Raw genomic sequence first — 18959 nt, forward strand, 5'->3', positions numbered from 1 at the left:
CCTCAGGCGTTGACCCAGGTGGTCAGGGCGAGGAAAACGATCGCCGTCACCAGCATCATGAAATAGAGCGTGCCCAGCACGCAGAACTTGATGGCGGTGAAGACCCAGTGCTGGCGATAAACGCGCTGCTGCATCCAGAACAGGTAAACCGGCATCCAGAAGAACAACAGCATCTGGGCCAGCCCCAGCGGCAGGCGTCCCCACCACGCGGAGGCAGGCAGCAGCCCGCTGATGGCCGAACAGATGCACATCGCCAGGATGCACAGGCACAGGTAGGCGTGGCTATAGAGCGCAACGACCAGATGCTCCAGGTACACGCGCCGGGTTTCGATGTAAAAGATCTTCAGCAACAGTGCGAACAAGGGCACAAGGACGAACAGCGCCGACGGCACCGAGCCGATCAGCACGTTCTTGAAGTGCTCCGGATCCTCCTGGATGCGCGGGATGTTCTGCTCGCCGCGCGCCAGCTTCTTGTTGAGCCACGCGTTGGCGAAGTCTGGCAGCCAGCCGACTTTGACTGGGTTCGTCTTCGCATCGAAAGGCTTGTCGCCGACCGTGATCAGCGAGCCGGTGGGTGCGTCGGGAAGCGGCTGGCCTTCCGGGAAGCGATCGGGCTTGGCCAGCGCCGGGTGGTCGGGCTGCAGTTCCGCAATACGCGCGCGAGCGCGCCGCTGCGTGGAGAACAGATTATTCTCCACGCGCTCGCGCATGAATCCGAAGCCGGCGGGCATGCTGGCGCGCACCGAGGCCAGGTCTTCCACTGTCTTGTCGCGCAGGGCCACTACCTCGTCGACCGTCTTCAATCGGCTGAAGTCGACGCCGCCGGCATCCGGGTCGGCCATCAGGTTGGGGCGTGCGTCGTCGGCGCCCGCGACGGCCGGCGGTGGCGTGGGCATCGCTACTTCGCCCAAGTGCACGGTGAACTTGGCAACGAAGAACGTCAGCACGCTGAGGATGACGAACAGGCGCAGCGGCGCCACGAACGGCGCGCGGTGGCCGGCCAGATAGGCGTTGGCCAGCTTTCCCGGCGAGAGCAGCGTGCGCAGCGTGCGGAAGATGCGGCCATCCAGGTGCCAGAACGACTCGAACACCTCCTCCACCGCATGCCCGAAGCTGCGCAGCGGGTTGTGCGCGTTCTGTCCGCACTGGTGGCAGAACCCGCCCTGCAGCGGCGTCTTGCAGTTCTCGCACGCGCGGGCGTGCACGGCGTCTGCTTCGTGCGATGAAGTCATGGGGCGTTCGGACGGTGCGGGTGGCGAGCGGGTAAGATACCGGCCTCCCGTGACCCGGTGCCAGCGCGCGACCGCGCGACCGTAGTCCGGCGGTTGCCCCTCATGTCCCTCTCTGTTTCCCCGACCCCGCGCTTCGGCCAGGAAGTGCGTGCGACGGCCTCGCTTGCGCTGCCGCTGGTGCTCGGCCATGTCTCCACCGGCCTGATCGGCTTCGTCGACAACGTCATCGCCGGCCACCACGCCACCCAGACGCTGGCGGCGGTCACTGTAGGCACGGCCCTGCTGTGGCTACCGATGATGGTGCCGATCGGCACGCTGATCTCGCTGACGGCTTCCGTGTCCCAGCTGGACGGGGCGAACCGGCGTGGCGAGATCGCGCCGCTGTTCCGCCAGGCGCTGTGGCTGTCGCTGGGCCTGGGCCTGCTGATGTTCGCCTTCCTCAGCGCGGCACCTTATGCACTGGCGCGGTTCGGCATCGCCGCGGACATCATTCCGGGCGCGACCGCGTTCCTGCACGGGATCCGCTGGGGCGTGCCGGCGCTGACGTTCTATTTCTGCATGCGCTACCTCAGCGAGGGCACGCACTGGACGCTGCCGACGATGATCCTCGGCTTCGGCGGCCTGCTGGTGCTGGCGCCGGCGGGCTACGTACTGACGTTCGGCAAGCTGGGCTTCCCGGAGCTGGGCGCCGGCGGCCTGGGCATCGCGTCGGCGCTGACGATGTGGTTGCAGGCGATCGCGTTCGCGCTCTATCTCTGGCGTTCGAAGCGATTCGCCGACCTGCACCTGTTCGCGCACTTCGAACCGCCGCGCCGCGTGCCGATCCTGCAACTGCTGCGCACCGGCCTGCCGATCGGCATCACCGTGCTGATGGAGGGCAGCCTCTTCATCGTCACCGCGCTGCTGATCGCGCGCCTGGGCGCCACGCCGGCCGCAGCGCACCAGATCGCCATCAACGTCTCGGCGCTGTGCTTCATGGTGCCCATGGGCGTGGCCGAGGCGACGACGGTGCGCGTGGGCCATGCGGTGGGCTCCGGCGATGCGCTGGGCATCCGCCGGGCGGCGCATGCGGGCTACGTGATCGTGCTGGCGACGCAGGCCATGTCGGCCCTGTTCCTGTTGCTGGGCCACGACCTGGTGGTGGCGCTGTACACCGACGACCTGGCCGTGGCGGCGCTGGCGGGCACGCTGCTGCTGTTCGCGGCGGCGTTCCAGTTCCCCGACGGCATCCAGGTACTGTCCGCCGGTGCCTTGCGCGGGCTGAAGGACACGCGCGTGCCGATGTGGCTGGCGGTGGTGTCGTACTGGGGCCTGGGCATGCCGCTGGGGGCCGGGCTGGGCCTGGGCCTGGGTTGGGGGCCGCAGGGCATGTGGGCGGGCCTGATCGTGGGCCTGACGGCCGCCGCGGTGCTGCTGGGCTGGCGGTTCGAGCGCAGCAGCCGGCGCCATGTGGCGCGGGCGCAGGCCCCCCTGCCAGCGACACGGTGACCAACGGGGCATGAAAGCCCCGCGGGCACACGCTACAGTGGTCCCAGTTTCCCGGAGTCTTCCATGAGCCAAGTCGCACCCGCACCTCGCCGCAGCCCGGTCGCCACGTTCTTCGTGGGGCTGTGGGACGTGATGAATTTCACCCGCAAGCTGGTCCTGAACCTGATCTTCTTCGGGTTGCTGTTCCTGATCTTCATCGTCTTCATCATCGCCGCCGGCAGTGGCGGGGTGAAGCCGCTGATGGAACGCACGACGTTCGTGCTGGCGCCGGAAGGCCGCCTGGTGGAGCAGTTCACCGCCGATCCCGCCACCCGCGCGCTGGCCAAGGCGCTGGGCGACAAGAGCGGCGAGGAGGTGCAGTTGCGCGATCTGTTGCGCGCCATCGAGGCGGCGCAGAAGGACGAGAAGATCGAGCGCATGCTGCTGCGCGTGGACCAGTTGGAGCCCACCGGTTACGCGTCGCTGCGCGAAGTGGCCGCGGCGCTCGCGAAGTTCCGCGCCTCGGGCAAGCAGATCGTCGCCTTCGGCGAGAACCTCAGCCAGACGCAGTACCTGCTGGCCGCACAGGCCAACGAGGTCTACATCGATCCGATGGGCAGCCTGGTGCTCGAGGGCCTGGGCCGCTACCGCCAGTACTACCGCGAGGGCTTGCAGGACAAGCTGGGCGTGGACGTGCATCTGTTCAAGGTGGGCGAGTACAAGTCGGCCGCCGAACCGTACGTGCTCGATGCCGCATCGAAGGAAGCCAAGGAAGCCGACCTGTACTGGATGAACGACGTGTGGCAGCGCCTGCTCGCCGACATCGCCAAGGTCCGCAAGACCACGCCCGAAGCGTTGGCTGCCGGCATCGACACGCTGCCCGAAGGTGTCGCCGCCGCCGGTGGCGATCTGGCCAAGTACGCGCTGCAGCAGAAACTGGTCGACGGTCTGAAGACGCAGGAAGAAGTCGAGAACCTGCTGATCGAGCGCGGCGTCGCCGATGAGGACTCCGAGACGGGCTTCCGCGCCATCGGCCTGGCCGGTTACCTGACCCAGATCGACGCCAAGCGCAATCCGCTCGACAAGCGTCCGCAGGTCGCCGTGGTCGTGGCCGAAGGCGAGATCACCGACGGCGACCAGCCGGCCGGCCGCGTGGGTGGTCTGTCCACCTCGGCACTGCTGCGCGAGGCGCGCGACGACGAGGACGTGAAGGCCGTGGTGCTGCGCGTGGATTCGCCCGGCGGCGGCGTGTTCGCTTCCGAGCAGATCCGCCGTGAGGTGGCCGAGCTGAAGAAGGCCGGCAAGCCCGTGGTGGTCTCGATGGGTGACCTGGCGGCGTCGGGCGGCTACTGGATCAGCATGAACGCCGACCGCATCTACGCCGATCCGTCCACGATCACCGGGTCGATCGGCATCTTTGGCATGATCCCCACCGTGCCGCGCACGCTGGAGAAGATCGGCGTGCGCACCGACGGCGTGGGCACCACGCGCTTCGCTGGCGCGTTCGACATCACCCGCCCGCTGGACCCGGCCGTCGGCCAGGTGATCCAGTCGGTGATCGACAAGGGTTATGCGGATTTCACCGGCAAGGTCGCCGATGCGCGCAAGAAGCCCGTCGAGGACATCGATGCCGTGGCGCGTGGTCGCGTGTGGAGCGGGGCGCAGGCCAAGGAGCGCGGTCTGGTGGACGAGTTGGCAGGCCTGGATGCCGCGCTGGCCGATGCCGCCAAGCGCGCCAAGCTCACCGATGCCGAGGGCTACCGCGTGCGCTATATCGAAAAGGCCGCGTCGCCGTTCTCGCAGTTCATGTCGGGCCTGGCGGGTACCCGTTTGGGCGCGGCCTGGCTGAAGGATTCCGACTTCGCCCGCGCACTGCTGGCGCACAGCCTGCCGGAGATGGAAGCGCAGCTGCGCTTCGTCGACGAGGCCGTGAACGATCGCAATGGCGCGCCGGTGAAGACGCTGGCGTATTGCTTCTGCGGGTTCTGATCGCCACCGACATCGCGTGACCCCACGGGCCGCCCGGTCAACCGGGCGGCCCGTGTCGTTTGTGCCGCGCGATGGCCGGCACCCGCGCAATCCGCGTTGTATGCGGCATCGATCAGGAGTCGGAACCGCATGAAATGCAGGGTATGGGGTGCGATGGCGCTGGTCGCGCTGGCGAGCATGCAGGCGGCGCACGCCGCACAACCCGGCCTGCCGGAGCTGCCTTCGTGCACGCATGCGACAGCGCCGGACGATGCGGGGCTGGTGGCGACGCCCGGCGGCTTCACGCTGGTGCATCCGCGCAACGCCGAGTTGCCGGACGACTACACCGGTTGCAAGACGCTGTGGGTGATGGACGTGGATCCCACGCCGTGGCGCTGGGCCACGCTGTGGTTCCAGGACGGACGTTTGCAGCGGGTGGTCAGCACTACGCGTGATGCCTCCGCGCCCCGCGTGTGCGACATGCCGGGCGCTGCACCGCCCGTGGGACACGCGCCCGCGCCCGTCTGCGAAGGTCTGGACGACGTGGGTCGCGCTGCGCCTGCCGAGCTGGCCGCGCGCCTGCGCGGCTGAGAACCCGCCGGGGGCATGCGAGGGGGCGCCAGAATGAGTGGGGTAAGAAGGATCGGCATCGCCCTCCTGTTGGCATTGGCCAGCGTCATCGCCCCAGCGCAGGCGACGGAGACCGATAAGGAATTCGCCGCGTTCCTTGCGCGCTGGCGCGACGCCCTCACTGCCCATGAGGCCGACAGCGTCGCAAGGATGACCCAGCTGCCGTTCCTGTACGAAGGCCGCGGACACGACCGCGAGGGCATGACCCGGGTGGTGGTGCCCGCCTTGCTGACGTCAGACATCCGGCGTTGCCTGCGCACAGCGCCGCCGCTGCGCGAAGACGATCGCTACGTGCTGGCGTGCGCGCCCTACCTGTTCTATTTCGGGCGCGTCGACGGGCAGTGGCGCTGGGTGGAATTCGCCGCGGACGGCGAAGGCTGAGCCTCAGGGCGCGCTGGCGTCGCCGGTCGCTTCGGCTTCGGCGGCGTTCGTGCGATCGGCCGCGGCTTGCACCTGCGCTTCCACAGCCCCGGCTTTCTGGATGGGTGCCTGCATGGCATCGCGGAGTTCGGTGCCGCTGGGCGTCGTCGTTGCCGCGGTAGCCTGCGGCTCCGGCGGTTCGTCGGTCGGCGGCGGCTCCGGTGCGCGGCAGGCCGCGATCATCAGGGCGAGCGAAGCGAGCAGGGCGAAGCGGATCCCGGGCATGGCGACGATCCTCGTGTGACGTGGCGCTATGCTACGCCGAACGACGAAGGAGACGCACGTGGCGGCGAACCGGTGGCGACTGGAGGGACAACTGGCCCTGGTGACCGGCGCCAGCGCGGGCATCGGGCTGGCGATCACGCGCGAACTGCTGGGCTTCGGCGCCGACGTGCTGATGGTCGCGCGCGATGCGGACGCGCTGCAGGACGCGCGCCAGGATCTGGCCGAGGAGTTCCCCGAGCGTGAGATCAGCATGCTCGCCGCCGACGTCGCCGATGACGAAGACCGTCGCGCGATCCTCGACTGGGCCGAAGACCACGCCGATGGCCTGAACATCCTCGTCAACAACGCCGGCGGCAACGTCACCCGCGCCGCGGTGGACTACACCGAAGACGAGTGGCGCGGGATCTTCGAGACCAACCTGTTTTCCGCCTTCGAGCTCTCGCGTTACGCGCACCCGCTGCTCACGCGGCACGCGGCCTCCAGCATCGTCAACGTCGGCAGCGTGTCGGGCATCACCGCAGTGCGAAGCGGCGCGCCCTACGGCATGACCAAGGCCGCGCTGCACCAGCTGACCCGCAACCTGGCCGCGGAATGGGCCGAGGACGGCGTACGCGTGAATGCCGTGGCGCCGTGGTACATCCGCACGCGCCGCACCTCCGGACCTCTCTCGGACCCGGATTACTACGACGAAGTGATCGCACGCACGCCGATGCGCCGCATCGGCGAACCGGAAGAGGTTGCCGCCGCCGTCGGCTTCCTGTGCCTGCCCGCCGCCAGTTACATCACCGGTGAGTGCATCGCGGTGGATGGCGGATTCCTGCGTTACGGGTTCTGAATTGACGTTCGTTTGATGCATGGCCGATAGCGTGGACCCTTCGAAGTAGAGAGGGCACGGACATGAGGCGATGGATCAAGCGGATCGCAATGGTGGGCGGGGCGTTTGTCCTGCTCGTGGGCATCGGCGGCTTCGCCTGCGTTCGCACGCTGGACCTGGACAGCCAGCCCCCGGCACGCGCGAGCAGCACGGTGGCGGACCTGGCGTTCATGCGCGGGGCGATGCCGGCGACGCGCGGCAGGATCCTCGCGGTGGTGACCAGTACGGAGTACTTCCCGGATGGACAGAAGAAGGCGGGCTTCGAGCTGAGCGAACTCGCGCGGGCCTACTACATCTTCCGTGCCAACGGTTACGAGGTGGACATCGCCAGTCCGCAGGGCGGATCGCCGCCGATGCGGCTGGATGACGAGGATGCGGTGGCCGCCGACTACGCGTTCCTCAACGATGCCGAGGCGCGCAGGAAGCTCGAGGCCAGCCTGACGCTGCGATCGATCGATCCCGCGCGGTACGCGGCGGTGTACTTCGTCGGCGGCAAGGGCACGATGTTCGATTTCCCCGACGATCCCGACCTGCAGCGCATCGTGCGCACGGTGTACGCGTCGGGTGGCGTGATCGGCGCGGTCTGCCATGGTCCGGCCGCCTTGCTGGAGGTGACGCTGGACGACGGAACTCCGCTGCTGCGCGGGCGTCGCGTCGCTGCCTTCAGCAACGACGAGGAACTGTTCCTGATCAAGGACGCCCGCCTGCGCTTTCCCTATCTGCTGCAGGATCGATTGGTCGAGAAAGGCGCCCGTTACGTCGAAGGGCCCATGTACCTGGACAACACGGTGGTCGATGGCCGCATCGTCACCGGCCAGAACCCATGGTCGACATGGTCGACGGCGGAGGCCATGGTGCGGGCGCTCGGTCATGCGCCCATCGCGCGCGCGCCGGGGCCGGACGAACAGGCGGTACGCGTCCTGGCGGCCTATCACCGGGAGGGCATGGACGCGGCGCGTGTGCTACGGGCCGCCCTGCCCGACGCGGACAAGCGCCTGTTGCTGATGCATGCGCTGGTGGCCGGCATGCAGGGGCGTCTGGGTGAGGCCTGGCATTTCCAGACGCTGGCGCGGGGCTGAGCAGGCGGGAGCTAGTTCGCGCAGCTGCTTTCGGAAAGGATGCGCGCCACGCGCTCGTACTCGGCGCGGTTCTTCTCGACATTCTCCCGGCGCGCGAACCGGTAGGCCACTTCGGTTTCGTCGCGGCGCTTCTTCCAGGCATCGCACAGGCCGCCATCGGGTACGCGCGCGCAGGTATCGCGTACCACTTCGCAGGCTTGGCCGGCGCCTGTCTGCGGATTGCCGTCCAGGCCGGTGGTGCGCAGCGCGACGCAGCGCGACGCCGGCTCACTGTCTTCGGTGACGTAGGTGTCCTTGTCGTGGGTCGTGCACTGGAAGAGCACCGGCGGCGGCAACCGCGGCGCATCGGCGGCGCGCGGCGGCGGTGCATCGGGCGCCTGCGGTGCCGGTTTCGGCGTCGTCGCAGCGGGTCGTGCCGCAGGGGGTTGCGCCGCAGGCGTGGCGGGGGCCATCGGCACTGTGTTCACGCCCTGCATCGTGCGTTGTTCTTGTTTCGTGCCTTTCGGGCACGGCGCATTCTGCAGCGTCAGCGCACCGTTGGCATCGGTGCAGCGGTAGATGACGACTTCCGCGGCTTGCGTGGCGAACGGGACGCCGCCGCAACAGGCAGCGAGCAAGAGGCGGCGGGCGAGGGAACGGGCGGTGCGGCTCATGGATTCCGGCAGTCGTTGGCGATGCGCGCGTCGATGCTGCGCTGTTCCAAGTCTAGCGTGCGGCGTTCGCTCGGCATCGCGCTGCCGTAGCGGCGCAGGATCTCGTAGCGACGGTCCGAGAGCCGCGCGCAGACGTCCGCCTGCGGCAACACGTGGCAGGTGTCGCGGATCCAGATGCCGCCCGGGACGTATCCCGCACCGCCGTGGCCGGGACGCGGCGGATGGGGGCGGGGCGGAAGGGGATCGCCGCTCTGGAACGAGAGTGTGCCGTTGCCGATCGACACGTTGCCCGACAGGCTGGCCGAACCCGTGTAGCCGTTCCGCGGCACCACCGGATAGCCCGTCGACCAGTACGGCACCCAGCGCGGATTCCCCTCGCCGTCGTCGCTGGTGTAGGTCTCGCCCTCGGGCGTCACGCACTCGTACATGGGGCGGGGCGGCGTGATGTACACCACCTGCACGGACGTATTCGCGACCGGAGCGACGGGCGCCGGGGGCGCGGCCACCGGGCGTGTGGCCGGCGTCGGGTCGCGTGGACGCTGCATGGTGCGGACGTCCTGCTTCTCACCCTTCAGGCAGGGGGAATCGCGGATGGTCAGTGCGCCGCCGGCGCTCGTGCAGCGGTAGATCGTGACCTCCGCAGGGACGACCGCCGGCGTTGCCGCCTGCGCGAAGGACAGGGTGGGGATCAGGAAGACCGGCAGCAGGAGCAGGGCAGGGCGCGGCATGCCGCCATGGTGCGCGCGCGGGCAGGGGATGGAAAGTCGGGCGCGGTGAACGGCCGCCGGTCATTCACGCAGCGCTTGGCCGGTCAGTGCGTCGCGGATGGCGGTGGGGCGGGCGAGGCCGCCCGTCTGTCCGGTCACGGCGGCGTCCACGCGCGTGAGCAGGGCCGGATCCAGCGCGTCGTAAGTGCTGACGGCCGGTTGGCCGCTCAGGTTCGCGCTGGTAGATACCAACGCGCCGCCATAGGCCTGGCACAGGCCGACGACAGTCGGATGGCCGCTGACGCGCACGGCGATGCCGCGATGCTGGCCGGTGATCCAACGGGGCGCCTGCGCAGTGGCGGGCATCACCCAGGTGTGCGGGCCCGGCCAGCTGGAGAGCACCTCGGTAAGGCGGTCGGTGGGCACAGCGGCGACGTCGATCAGTGGCTTGAGCTGCTCGAGCGTGGCCGCGATCAGGATCAGCCCCTTCTCGACCGGCCGCTGCTTGATCGCCAGCAGGCGGTGCACGGCGCCTTCGTCGAAGGGATCGCATCCCAGGCCCCACACCGCTTCGGTGGGGTAGGCGACGATCCCGCCGCTGCGGATCACCTCGGCGGCTTCCTCGATAGTCCTTTCGATGGGCATGGCGCGTGCGTCGTGTGGGGTCAGAAGGGTGCGTCGTCTCCGGCGGCGACCTTGGCGGTGGTCTTCTTCGCCACCTGCTTGGTCGCCGTCTTCTTCGCCGCTGTCTTCTTGGTGGTCTTCTTCGCGGCCTTCTTGGCCGGCGCCTTCTTGGCCGCCGTCGTCTTCGGTGCAGCTTCTTTCTTCACCGCCGATTTCGCCGGGGCCTTCTTGGCGGCGGCCTTCTTGGCGCCGAAGCCTCGGCGCGCAGGCTTGCCGGTTTCCTCCAGCAGCTTCTGCACGTCCTCCAACGTCAGCGACGCCGGTTCGCGGTCCTTCGGGATCTTGCCGTTGAGCTTGCCGTCGCTGATGTACGGGCCGAACCGGCCGTTCAGCACCTGGATGTCGCTGCCGTCGAATTCCTTGATGATGCGGTTGCGTGCGATCTCTTCCTTCTCTTCGATCAGGAACACCGCACGCGCCAGATCGATCGTGTACGGGTCGTCTTCCTTCTTCAGCGAGGCGTAGGTGCTGCCGCGCTTGGCGAACGGACCGAAGCGGCCGATGCCGACGCTGACCTCTTCGCCCTTGTCCTGGCCCAGCTTGCGCGGCAGCTTGAACAGCTCCAGCGCGTCTTCCAGGGTGATGGTGTGCATCGATTGGCCGGGCCGCAGCGAGGCGAACTCCAGCTTCTCGTCGGTGTCCTTGTCGCCGATCTGCGCGTACGGCCCGTAGCGGCCCAGGCGCACGCTGACCGGCTTGCCGGATTTGGGGTCGGTGCCCAGCTCGCGCGCGCCGGTGGCTTCGCTGCGGTCGACGCTCTCGGCCTTCTCGTCGACCAGTTCCTTGAACGGGCCCCAGAATTTCTCCATCAGCGGCACCCACTCCTCCTCGCCGCGGGAGACGGCGTCGAGCTCGTCCTCCAGCTTGGCGGTGAAGTCGTAGTCGACGTACTGCGTGAAGTGGCCGGACAGGAACTTGCTCACCGCGCGGCCCACGTCGCTGGGCTTGAACGCGCGGCCTTCCATTTCCACATACTTGCGGAAAATCAGCGTCTGGATGATGGAGGCATAGGTGGAAGGACGGCCGATGCCGTACTCCTCCAGCGCCTTGACCAGCGCGGCTTCGGTGAAGCGCGGCGGCGGCTGCGTGAAGTGCTGGTCGGCGTGGATGCGGTCGAGCGGCACCGTGTCGCCCGGCTTCATCGGCGGCAGCTTGCGGCCTTCGTCCTCGTCCTCGGCATTCTTCTGGTCCTTGCCTTCCTCGTACACGGCGAGGAAGCCTGGATCCACCACGGTCGTGCCGCTGGCGCGGAAGCTGTGCTGGCTGCCCGCGGCCAGATCCACGCTGACGGTGTTCAGCGTGGCCGGCACCATCTGGCAGGCCACGGCGCGCTTCCAGATCAGATCGTAGAGCTTGCGCTCGTCGTCGCTGAGGTAGCGCGCGACCTGCGACGGCGTGCGCAGCGCGCTGGTCGGGCGCACGGCCTCGTGCGCTTCCTGCGCGTTCTTCGACTTGGTCTGGTAGACGTTGGGTTTGTCCGGCAACGCCTGGGTGCCGAAGTCGCGCGCGATGACATCACGGATCTCGGTCAGTGCTTCCGCCGACAGACTCACCGAGTCGGTACGCATGTAGCTGATCAGGCCGACGGTGCCTTCCTCGTCGCCGATGTTCACGCCTTCGTACAGCTTCTGCGCGACCTGCATGGTCTTGCGGGTGGTGAAGCCGAGTTTGCGCGACGCTTCCTGTTGCAACGTCGAGGTGGTGAACGGCGGTGCCGGGCGGCGCTTGCGCTCCTTGCTGGCCACGTCGGTGACATGCAGCGTGCCCTGCGCGGCCTGCTGGATGCGCAGGCGCGCGGCTTCGGCGGTATCGCCATCGGTGACGGTGAACTGTTCGAACTTCTGCCCGTCCAGCTTGGTCAGCTTGGCGGTGAAGGCCTGGCGCGGATGCGCGCACTCGGCTTCGATGCTCCAGTACTCGCGCGCGACGAAGGCTTCGATCTCTTCCTCGCGCTCGACGATCATGCGCAGCGCCGGCGACTGCACGCGGCCCGCGGACAGGCCGCGCTGGACCTTGCGCCACAACACCGGCGAGAGGTTGAAGCCGACCAGGTAGTCCAGCGCGCGACGCGCCTGCTGCGCGTCGACCAGGTCGCCGGCGATCTGGCGCGGTTGGTTCATCGCTTCCTTGATCGCGCGTGGGGTGATTTCGGTGAACACCACGCGGTGCAGCGGCTTGTCCTTCAGCAGCCCGCGCTCCTTGAGGATCTCCGCGATGTGCCAGCTGATCGCTTCGCCTTCGCGGTCCGGGTCGGTCGCCAGGAAGATGTCGTCGGCGCCCTTGGCCGCCTTGGCGATGGCGTCGACATGCTTCTCGTTCTTGTCGATCAGGTCGTACCGCATCGCGAATCCGTTCTCCGGATCCACCGCACCTTCCTTCGGCACCAGGTCCCGGACGTGGCCGTAGGACGCCAGGACGGTGAAGTCCTTGCCGAGGTATTTGTTGATCGTCTTGGCCTTGGCGGGCGACTCGACGATGAGCAGGTGCTTGGGCATGTCAGGGGATTCGGGGGATTCGAGGGGGCCGTCCGGGGCCGGCTAGGGTGGCCCAAACACGGGCGCCAGAGAAGCGGACGCCCGGGGCGGGCGCCCCGGGCGTTCAGATTTCCTATTTATAGTGGAATCACGCCCGCACCCGGCGTGTCAAGCGAAACCGGCGTGCGGGGGGCGGGTTCCGTGAACCGGGTCGCGCCCCGGACCGGCGCTCACCGGCCCATCGAGGCCAGGGCCGCGAAGCCCACCACCATCAGGATGAAGGCGCCCACGAGCAGCAGGCCGCCGAGGATCAGCACCACCAAGGCCACCGTGCCCAGCTCGTCGCGCTGGCGCTCTGGCTGCGAGGTGAAGGCCCACTTGTCGACCACCAGAGTGTCGCAGATCAGGTCGTGCAGACCCTGCTTGCGCTCGGTGAAGGCGGCCATGATCAGGCCGATGCAGAGCAGCAGGCCGCTGAGCAGGTACGCCCAGTAGCGCCCGAACCCGCGCAGGAAGCTGATCCGCTCGCCATCGGTCCGGACCACCTTGATGCCGATCGCGAGCTTGCCCGGCGTGGCGGTCAGGCCTGCGGTGGAGTGGAACCAGGCGTAAGCCACCGCGGTGAGCAGGTAGGAGGTGATCGTTTCCAGCGGATTGAACGCCTGGGAGCCGAATGCGCTGCCGGCACCGGACAAGCCGCCGACGATCATGGCCACGATCGCGACCGGGATACCGATGGCGAATGCGTCGATGATGCTGGCCGCCACGCGCTTCCAGAAACCGGCGTAGACCACGTGGCCCTCGTACACCGGCGTGCTGGCGTAGCCGCCGATCTCCGCACGCGGCGCGGCGTACGGCGAGGATGCGCCGCCGTCCATCGCCGGCGCGACAGGACGCGCCGCCATGGCGGCGGCCGCGACGGCCTCGGACTGGCTGGCGTGCGGCGGCGTGTACTGCGTGTAGGTGGGTTCGCTGGCGGTGAACACCGCGCGTCCGGTGAGCGGGCGCTCGGCGGGAGTTTCGGTTTCGACGGCCAGCGGTGCGGGCGGCGTCGGCGGGGCCGCCGGCGCGTTGACCGGTGCTGGATCGGCGATGCCGAGCTCCGTTGCGATTTCGCCCAGGGGCGTCCATTGCGGCATGCCCTCGCGCCAGGCCAGCGAGGCGAGCGTGAGTGCGCCGGAGCGGTAGAGGTGGGCGATGGCGTCCGCGGTGACGGGGCCCTGGCGCTGGTGTTGCGGATCGACGTAGTACCACTGGGTCATGGGACGTGCCTGCGGAAAGAATCCCGCGCTGGAGGAGTAAAGGTGGAAGGACTGCGGGACATTACGAAGGCAGGTTGCCGAGCACCATGGCGCCCATCACCGCATACATCGCGATGGCACCGACGATCACGACCGCCGCGAGCACCAGGATCACGGTGGTCACCGTGCCGAGCTCTTCGCGCTGGCGTTCCGGATGCGCGGTGAACGCCCATTTGTCGACCACCAGCGTGTCGCACATCATGTCGTGCAGCGCTTGCTTGCGCTCGGTGAACGCCACCATCAGCGCCGAGATCAGCACGCCCAGGCCGCAAGTGACCGCGCTGAACACCACGTAGGCGAGTGCGCGCAGAAAGTTGCGCCAGAACCCGGCGCGATCGCCGCTGGTCCGCACCACCTTGATGCCGACCGCCAGCTTGCCCAGGCTGGCCTGCATCGACGAAGACTGCATCCAGCCGAAGTACACGCAGGGTGCGAGGATCAGGATCGGATACATCGCCAGGATGACCGCCACGCCCGCGCCGGCCGCCATGGGATTGTCGTTGCCGCCGGCCCCCATCACGCCGACGCCGAGCATCATCAGCGGGATGATCAGCGCGTAACTGATGACGGTGGTGACGATGTTGTCGATGAAGGAGGCCGCAAAGCGCTTCCACAGGCCGGCCTGCACGATGCGCCCACCGGTGACGAAGGCGTGCGTCGCGGTCAACTGCGCGCTGGGCGGCGCATACGGCACGTGCGCCGGATCCGGCGCCTCTTCCAAGACAGGTTCCGACGGCGGCAGCGCCGTGACCGGGACATCGAGTTCGGAGGCGAAGTCGCCGAACGGTTGCCAGTCGTCCAGGCCGTCGCGCCAGACCAGCGATGTCGCGGTGAGGCGGCCGTTGCGCGCGTGCGCGGCGAGCTCGTCGGCCGTGAACGGCCCGTGCCGCTGCCCCCCGGCGTCGGCGTAGTACCAGTGCGTCATTCGGTTGTTCCCCTGTCAGGTGCGCGGCCCGCGTCGCCGCGCTGACGATGTCAGCCGCGGCACTCCATCGGCAGCCACTTGTCGTCCACTTCGGACGAGCAGTGCCATTCGGTGTGGTCGCTGCCCAGGTCCCACCAGAGCTTGCGGCCATCGATGGCGGTGTGGCCGATGTTGCGGAACTCCAGTTCGAACCCGCACGTGCCGTCGTCGAACTCGCCGATGGTGGCGCGCGTGACGTGGGTACTGGCGTAGCTCTCCGGCGTGCCGAAGGTGGCCTCGCCGTTGCTCGGGCAACGGCCCTGGCTGATGTGGAATTCCTGCACCTCGGCCTTCAGCGCCTGGCTTTCGCTGACCGCCTGCACGACCTTGGTGCGCAGCATGTAGTCCTGATAGGCGGGGATCGCGATCGCGGCGAGGATGCCGGCGATGCCGAGGCACGGCACCACCATCACCGCCGCCACGATCAGCGCGATCTTGCCGCCGGACATGCCCTGTTTCGGGGCTGGTGCCGGGATGGAGCGCGGCGCGGCGGGGCGCGACGGCGTGAGGGTCGGAGGTACCGGCGGCGGCAGTGGCGTCGTCGGCGTCTCCTCGATGGCCGGGTGCAGGCCAAGTTCGTCCGCGAGATCGCGCAACGGACGCCATTGCGGCAGGCCTTCGCGCCACACCAGGCTGTCCAGCGTGATGCGGCCGTCGCGGTAGTGTGTCCCCAATTCGTCCGCCGTCACCGGACCGTGCTGTTCACGGTTCCGGTCGGCGTAATACCAACCCGACATGCTTCCCCCAGAAGCGGTACCGACGTCTCAGTGTACCGGTTCGGGCTCGTCGGCAAACATCTGGGTTTCCATCCACGCGTAGGCGGCTTCGGACCCGGGCTGGTTGAACAGCACCATCAGCACGACCCACTTCAGGTCGTCCAGGTCCAGCTCGTCCTGGTCCAGCGCCATCGCACGGTCTAGGACCAGCTCACGCTGGTCCGCGTCGAGCACGCCGTGCTGCTCCAGGAAGAGCAGGAAGCCGCGGCATTCCACGTCCAGCTTTTCCAGCTCCGGACCATGGAATACGCGGGTGGGGCCGCCCACGCGGGGGTTCGCCGCACTGGGCCGTTGGTCGGCCAGGGCGTCGAGCCAGTCGAAGGCTTTGCTGATCTCGGTGGGGCTGAAACCGGCCTGGATCAGGCCGTTCTGGAGAGAGTCGCGGTCGCGGACGGGGTCCGCGTCTTCGGTGAAGTAGTGTTCGAACAGGTACAGCAGTACGTCCAGGATGCTCTCTTTCATTGCCCCTCGGCCTGCGTCGTTGACGCTGTGGAGGTGAAGAAACCGGTCTTTCTCTGGTATCGGCCGTGTTCCGCCGTTACTAAGCCGTCCAGTTCCATGACCAGCAGCATGGAGGACAGTTCCGCGGCCGTCAATCCGGCGCGTGAGACGAGCTGATCCATACCTGTTGGGTCGTGGCCGAGCGCGTCCCACAATCTCTGGTAGTCAGGCGCCAACGTACGCGGCGCGCTGCCCGTGCCGGCCGGGGGTCCCCATTCAGTTTCGCCGAGGCGTTCGCGCAGGGCGTTCGCCAGGTCGGCGGCCAGGGGCGCCAGGGCGCCGATGACATCCTCGGCGCTTTCGACCAGCGCCGCGCCATCGCGGATCAGGCGGTGGCAGCCGCGCGCCATCGGGTTGTGGATGGAACCGGGAACGGCAAACACCTCCCGGCCTGCCTCGGCCGCCAGGCGCGCCGTGATCAGGGCGCCGGAACGCTCCGCGGCCTCCACCACCAGCGTACCCAGCGCCAGCCCGGCGAGGATCCGGTTGCGGGCGGGGAAGTGGCTGCGCAATGCGGGGGTGCCGGGCGGATGTTCGCTGACGACCGCGCCGCGGGTGGCGATGCGCTGGCGCAGGTCGTCATGGTGTGGGGGATAGGCCAGGTCCGTGCCGGTGCCCACTACCGCGACGGTGGCGCCCCCGGGTGCGGCAAGTGTGGCCTCATGGGCGGCGGCATCGATGCCGCGCGCCATGCCGCTGGCGATGACGATCCCGGTCGACGCAAGGGCCCGGGCGAACCGTTGGGCGTTCTCGCGCCCGCCCTGGGTCGGCGAGCGGCTGCCGACGACCGCCACGGTCGGCCGCCAGAGCAGGCCAGGATCGCCTTCGACGAAGAGCGCGAGCGGCGGGCTGGCGCTGCGGCGGAGGGGTGCCGGGTAATCCGCGTCGTGCCAGCCGATCAGGTGGTGCCCCGGCACGTGCAACCACGCGCGCAGGCGCGCCAGGCCGTCGGCTTCGGTCGCCTGGAGGGCGCCGATCTGGGCCGCCGACAGGCCGACGTCGCGCCACGCGGTGGCGCCTGCGGCGAGGGCCGCGGCGGGCCCGCCATGCGTTCCCAGCAGACGCCGCCGGGGCAGGACAGGGCCACTGGCCAGGACCAGCCGGGCCAGAGCGAGGGTGTCGTCGAGTGGCATCCGCCAAGGGTAGGCACCCAACGACGACGGCGCCCTAAGGCGCCGTCGCGGTGAAGCGTAGGAGTTGCCCGACGCGGGTCAGTAGGTCGCGTCGGGGTGCTTCAGCTCATAGCCCACGCGGGTTGCCTCCACGCCTTCCATGACCAGCGCATAGCTGACCTTGTCGAAGGTGCGGAACACCATCGCGTGGCTGGCGTATTCGTCGGGCAGCGAGACGCGGCCGGCGCCGGACTTCGGCGATTCGCTGATGCGCGAGGACTCCGGGTACGCCATGCGGTTGGCGGTGTGGCTGCCGTTGCGCCAGATCGAGAACACGGTGCCGTTGTCGACGCCGTCGAGGCGGCCGCCCGAAATCGCGATCACATCGCGCGGACCGCCCGAGGTCAGTGCATCGGCCACCGCGAGCACGCGCAGCTTGCCGGCCGGATCGGTCGCCGGCGGATGCGGGAAGAAGTGCAGGTCGTACGGCTGCGCATCGACCGGGATCAGGCGGTCGCCCACCCGGACTTCCATGCCGCCGATATCCACCAGCAGCGTGCTGACCTCGGTGCCAGGAACCACGCCACGCGTGAAGGTGGCCAGGTTGACCTTCGCCAGCTCGTAGCCCAGGAACTCACCCTTGCCGGTCTGCTCGATGACTTCCTTCCACATGTCGACTTCGCCACGGATCGTCTTGCCGCGGAAATCGAGATCCTGCGAGCGCGGGTTGTCGGTGAAACGCGCAGTCGGGCGGACGATGGCGAAGCGCTGGCCGGGCTGTGCGCCGTCCAGGCCGCGCACGTAGATGTTGTGGCCACCGGAGCTGCGCAGGCGGTCCTCGTCCAGGCCGGCCACGTGCGGCAGTCCCTCGAAGCTGTCGACGACACGGCGGTCCTTCAGGAAGGGCTCGATGTCCTTCAGCGGGATCGCGTTCAGCGGCGCTTCCTGCCGTGCGCCCGGCTGCACGGCCACGCGATCGAGGTAGGCCAGACTGATGACATCGCCCGGGTAGATCAGGTGCGGGTTCTGGATCTGCGGGTTGGCCTGCCAGATCTCCGGCCATAGCCACGGTTTCTTCAGGAAGCGCGCGGAAATGTCCCACAGCGTGTCGCCACGCTTGACCACATAGGTATCAGGATGGCTTCCCGCCATCTCGGCGGCAGCCGCGTAGGTGCCGACGGTCAGCACCGCGACGGCGAAAACCGTACGAAAACATTTAAACATGGCGGTATCTACCTGATTCCCCGACAGGTGGTCAGCACTATAGTCCAGAAAACCCGGCGCAACGCAAGCGCCCTTGTTAGAATTCGTGAGGCCTTGCCGGATTCCGCAGGCACCCCCATCTCGAGACGTACCATGGCCCTGCTCCCCATCCTCGAATTCCCCGACCCCCGCCTGCGGACCAAGGCGGTGCCGGTCGACGCCGGAAGCGTGACGACCCCCGAATTCCAGCGCCTGCTCGATGACATGTTCGAAACCATGTACGACGCGCCGGGCATCGGCCTGGCCGCCAGCCAGGTGGACGTGCACCAGCGCTTCATGGTCATCGACGTCAGCGAAGAGAAGAACCAGCCGCAGGTCTTCATCAATCCCGAGCTGAGCGAACAGGTGGGCGAACAGGTCTACCAGGAAGGGTGCCTGTCGGTGCCCGGCATCTTCGCCGACGTCACCCGCGCCGATGCCATCACCGTGCGTTTCCTAGACCGCCAGGGGCAGCCGCGGGAACTGCGCGCCGACGGCCTGCTGGCGGTCTGCATCCAGCACGAGATGGACCACCTGGACGGCAAGCTGTTCGTCGATTACCTCTCGCCGCTCAAGCGCGAGATGGTGCGCAAGAAGCTGGCCAAGCAGCGCAAGCACGTCGCCTGACGCGACCGCGGAGACGGGACGCG

At 68.4% G+C, this 18959-nt stretch carries 19 protein-coding genes; 7 read left to right on the top strand and 12 right to left on the bottom strand.

The genetic code is table 11. The features are described from left to right. Positions 1 to 2: 2 nt before the first annotated feature. Entirely contained in the window at positions 3 to 1232 is a 1230-nt protein-coding gene (locus AC23D6_RS01760) for a DUF3667 domain-containing protein (protein ID WP_487751128.1), read from the bottom strand. Between the two features lie 102 nt (positions 1233 to 1334). Between AC23D6_RS01760 and AC23D6_RS01765 the strand changes: the two genes are divergently transcribed. The 4 genes from AC23D6_RS01765 (at position 1335) to AC23D6_RS01780 (ending at position 5678) form a co-directional block, all read left to right on the top strand. Next, the gene (locus AC23D6_RS01765; protein WP_487751129.1) at positions 1335 to 2720 is read left to right on the top strand and encodes an MATE family efflux transporter; all 1386 of its coding nucleotides are present in this window, start codon (positions 1335 to 1337) and stop codon (positions 2718 to 2720) included. 63 nt (positions 2721 to 2783) lie between these two features. Continuing rightward, positions 2784 to 4688 (top strand): signal peptide peptidase SppA, encoded by a 1905-nt coding sequence (gene sppA, locus AC23D6_RS01770; protein WP_487751130.1) that lies wholly within the window; start codon positions 2784 to 2786, stop codon positions 4686 to 4688. A 129-nt stretch (positions 4689 to 4817) separates the two neighbouring features. Next, positions 4818 to 5258 carry a hypothetical protein gene (locus AC23D6_RS01775; protein ID WP_487751131.1) on the top strand — a complete coding sequence of 147 codons (441 nt, stop codon included), beginning with the start codon at positions 4818 to 4820 and terminating at the stop codon, positions 5256 to 5258. 33 nt (positions 5259 to 5291) lie between these two features. Further along, complete coding sequence (locus AC23D6_RS01780; protein ID WP_487751132.1) at positions 5292 to 5678, top strand: hypothetical protein; 387 nt, start codon at positions 5292 to 5294, stop codon at positions 5676 to 5678. Between the two features lie 3 nt (positions 5679 to 5681). Here the strand turns inward: AC23D6_RS01780 and AC23D6_RS01785 are convergent, their stop codons facing one another. After that, a complete protein-coding gene (locus AC23D6_RS01785; protein ID WP_487751133.1) occupies positions 5682 to 5942 on the bottom strand; it encodes a hypothetical protein in 261 nt (86 codons plus the stop codon). Positions 5943 to 6000: 58 nt separating this feature from the next. On the opposite strand from AC23D6_RS01785, the gene AC23D6_RS01790 reads away from it, so the two are divergent. Together AC23D6_RS01790 and AC23D6_RS01795 are read left to right on the top strand one after the other, a co-directional pair. Continuing rightward, positions 6001 to 6777 carry an SDR family oxidoreductase gene (locus tag AC23D6_RS01790; RefSeq protein WP_487751134.1) on the top strand — a complete coding sequence of 259 codons (777 nt, stop codon included), beginning with the start codon at positions 6001 to 6003 and terminating at the stop codon, positions 6775 to 6777. Positions 6778 to 6839: 62 nt separating this feature from the next. After that, the gene (locus tag AC23D6_RS01795) at positions 6840 to 7895 is read left to right on the top strand and encodes a type 1 glutamine amidotransferase domain-containing protein (RefSeq protein WP_487751135.1); all 1056 of its coding nucleotides are present in this window, start codon (positions 6840 to 6842) and stop codon (positions 7893 to 7895) included. Between the two features lie 11 nt (positions 7896 to 7906). Here the strand turns inward: AC23D6_RS01795 and AC23D6_RS01800 are convergent, their stop codons facing one another. The 10 genes from AC23D6_RS01800 to AC23D6_RS01845 form a co-directional block, all read right to left on the bottom strand. Beyond that, the gene (locus AC23D6_RS01800) at positions 7907 to 8548 is read right to left on the bottom strand and encodes a DUF4124 domain-containing protein (RefSeq protein WP_487751136.1); all 642 of its coding nucleotides are present in this window, start codon (positions 8546 to 8548) and stop codon (positions 7907 to 7909) included. Next, complete coding sequence (locus AC23D6_RS01805; RefSeq protein ID WP_487751137.1) at positions 8545 to 9276, bottom strand: DUF4124 domain-containing protein; 732 nt, start codon at positions 9274 to 9276, stop codon at positions 8545 to 8547. Before AC23D6_RS01805 ends, AC23D6_RS01800 begins: the two co-directional genes overlap by 4 nt. A 60-nt stretch (positions 9277 to 9336) precedes the next feature. Continuing rightward, complete coding sequence (gene tsaC, locus AC23D6_RS01810; RefSeq protein WP_487751138.1) at positions 9337 to 9900, bottom strand: L-threonylcarbamoyladenylate synthase type 1 TsaC; 564 nt, start codon at positions 9898 to 9900, stop codon at positions 9337 to 9339. A 20-nt stretch (positions 9901 to 9920) separates the two neighbouring features. Next, on the bottom strand, positions 9921 to 12434 hold the full coding sequence (locus AC23D6_RS01815; protein ID WP_487751139.1) for a DNA topoisomerase I: 2514 nt from the start codon (positions 12432 to 12434) through the stop codon (positions 9921 to 9923). 209 nt (positions 12435 to 12643) lie between these two features. After that, positions 12644 to 13675, bottom strand: a complete 1032-nt coding sequence (locus AC23D6_RS01820; RefSeq protein ID WP_487751140.1) for an RDD family protein — start codon at positions 13673 to 13675, stop codon at positions 12644 to 12646. A gap of 61 nt (positions 13676 to 13736) precedes the next feature. Next, a complete protein-coding gene (locus AC23D6_RS01825; RefSeq protein ID WP_487751141.1) occupies positions 13737 to 14639 on the bottom strand; it encodes an RDD family protein in 903 nt (300 codons plus the stop codon). Between the two features lie 50 nt (positions 14640 to 14689). Beyond that, positions 14690 to 15415, bottom strand: coding sequence for a GYF domain-containing protein (locus AC23D6_RS01830; RefSeq protein ID WP_487751142.1), 726 nt, complete (start codon positions 15413 to 15415; stop codon positions 14690 to 14692). 27 nt (positions 15416 to 15442) lie between these two features. Beyond that, positions 15443 to 15916, bottom strand: coding sequence for a DUF494 family protein (locus AC23D6_RS01835; RefSeq protein ID WP_093488439.1), 474 nt, complete (start codon positions 15914 to 15916; stop codon positions 15443 to 15445). Next, positions 15913 to 17088 carry a DNA-processing protein DprA gene (gene dprA / locus AC23D6_RS01840; RefSeq protein ID WP_487751143.1) on the bottom strand — a complete coding sequence of 392 codons (1176 nt, stop codon included), beginning with the start codon at positions 17086 to 17088 and terminating at the stop codon, positions 15913 to 15915. The genes AC23D6_RS01835 and dprA overlap by 4 nt, the downstream gene beginning before the upstream one ends. Positions 17089 to 17166: 78 nt before the next feature. Continuing rightward, the gene (locus AC23D6_RS01845; RefSeq protein ID WP_487751144.1) at positions 17167 to 18291 is read right to left on the bottom strand and encodes a LysM peptidoglycan-binding domain-containing protein; all 1125 of its coding nucleotides are present in this window, start codon (positions 18289 to 18291) and stop codon (positions 17167 to 17169) included. 132 nt (positions 18292 to 18423) lie between these two features. On the opposite strand from AC23D6_RS01845, the gene def reads away from it, so the two are divergent. Then, positions 18424 to 18936, top strand: coding sequence for a peptide deformylase (def, locus tag AC23D6_RS01850; protein WP_487751145.1), 513 nt, complete (start codon positions 18424 to 18426; stop codon positions 18934 to 18936). Positions 18937 to 18959 lie beyond the last annotated feature (23 nt).

This window comes from Pseudoxanthomonas sp. G3 (genome assembly GCF_057654715.1).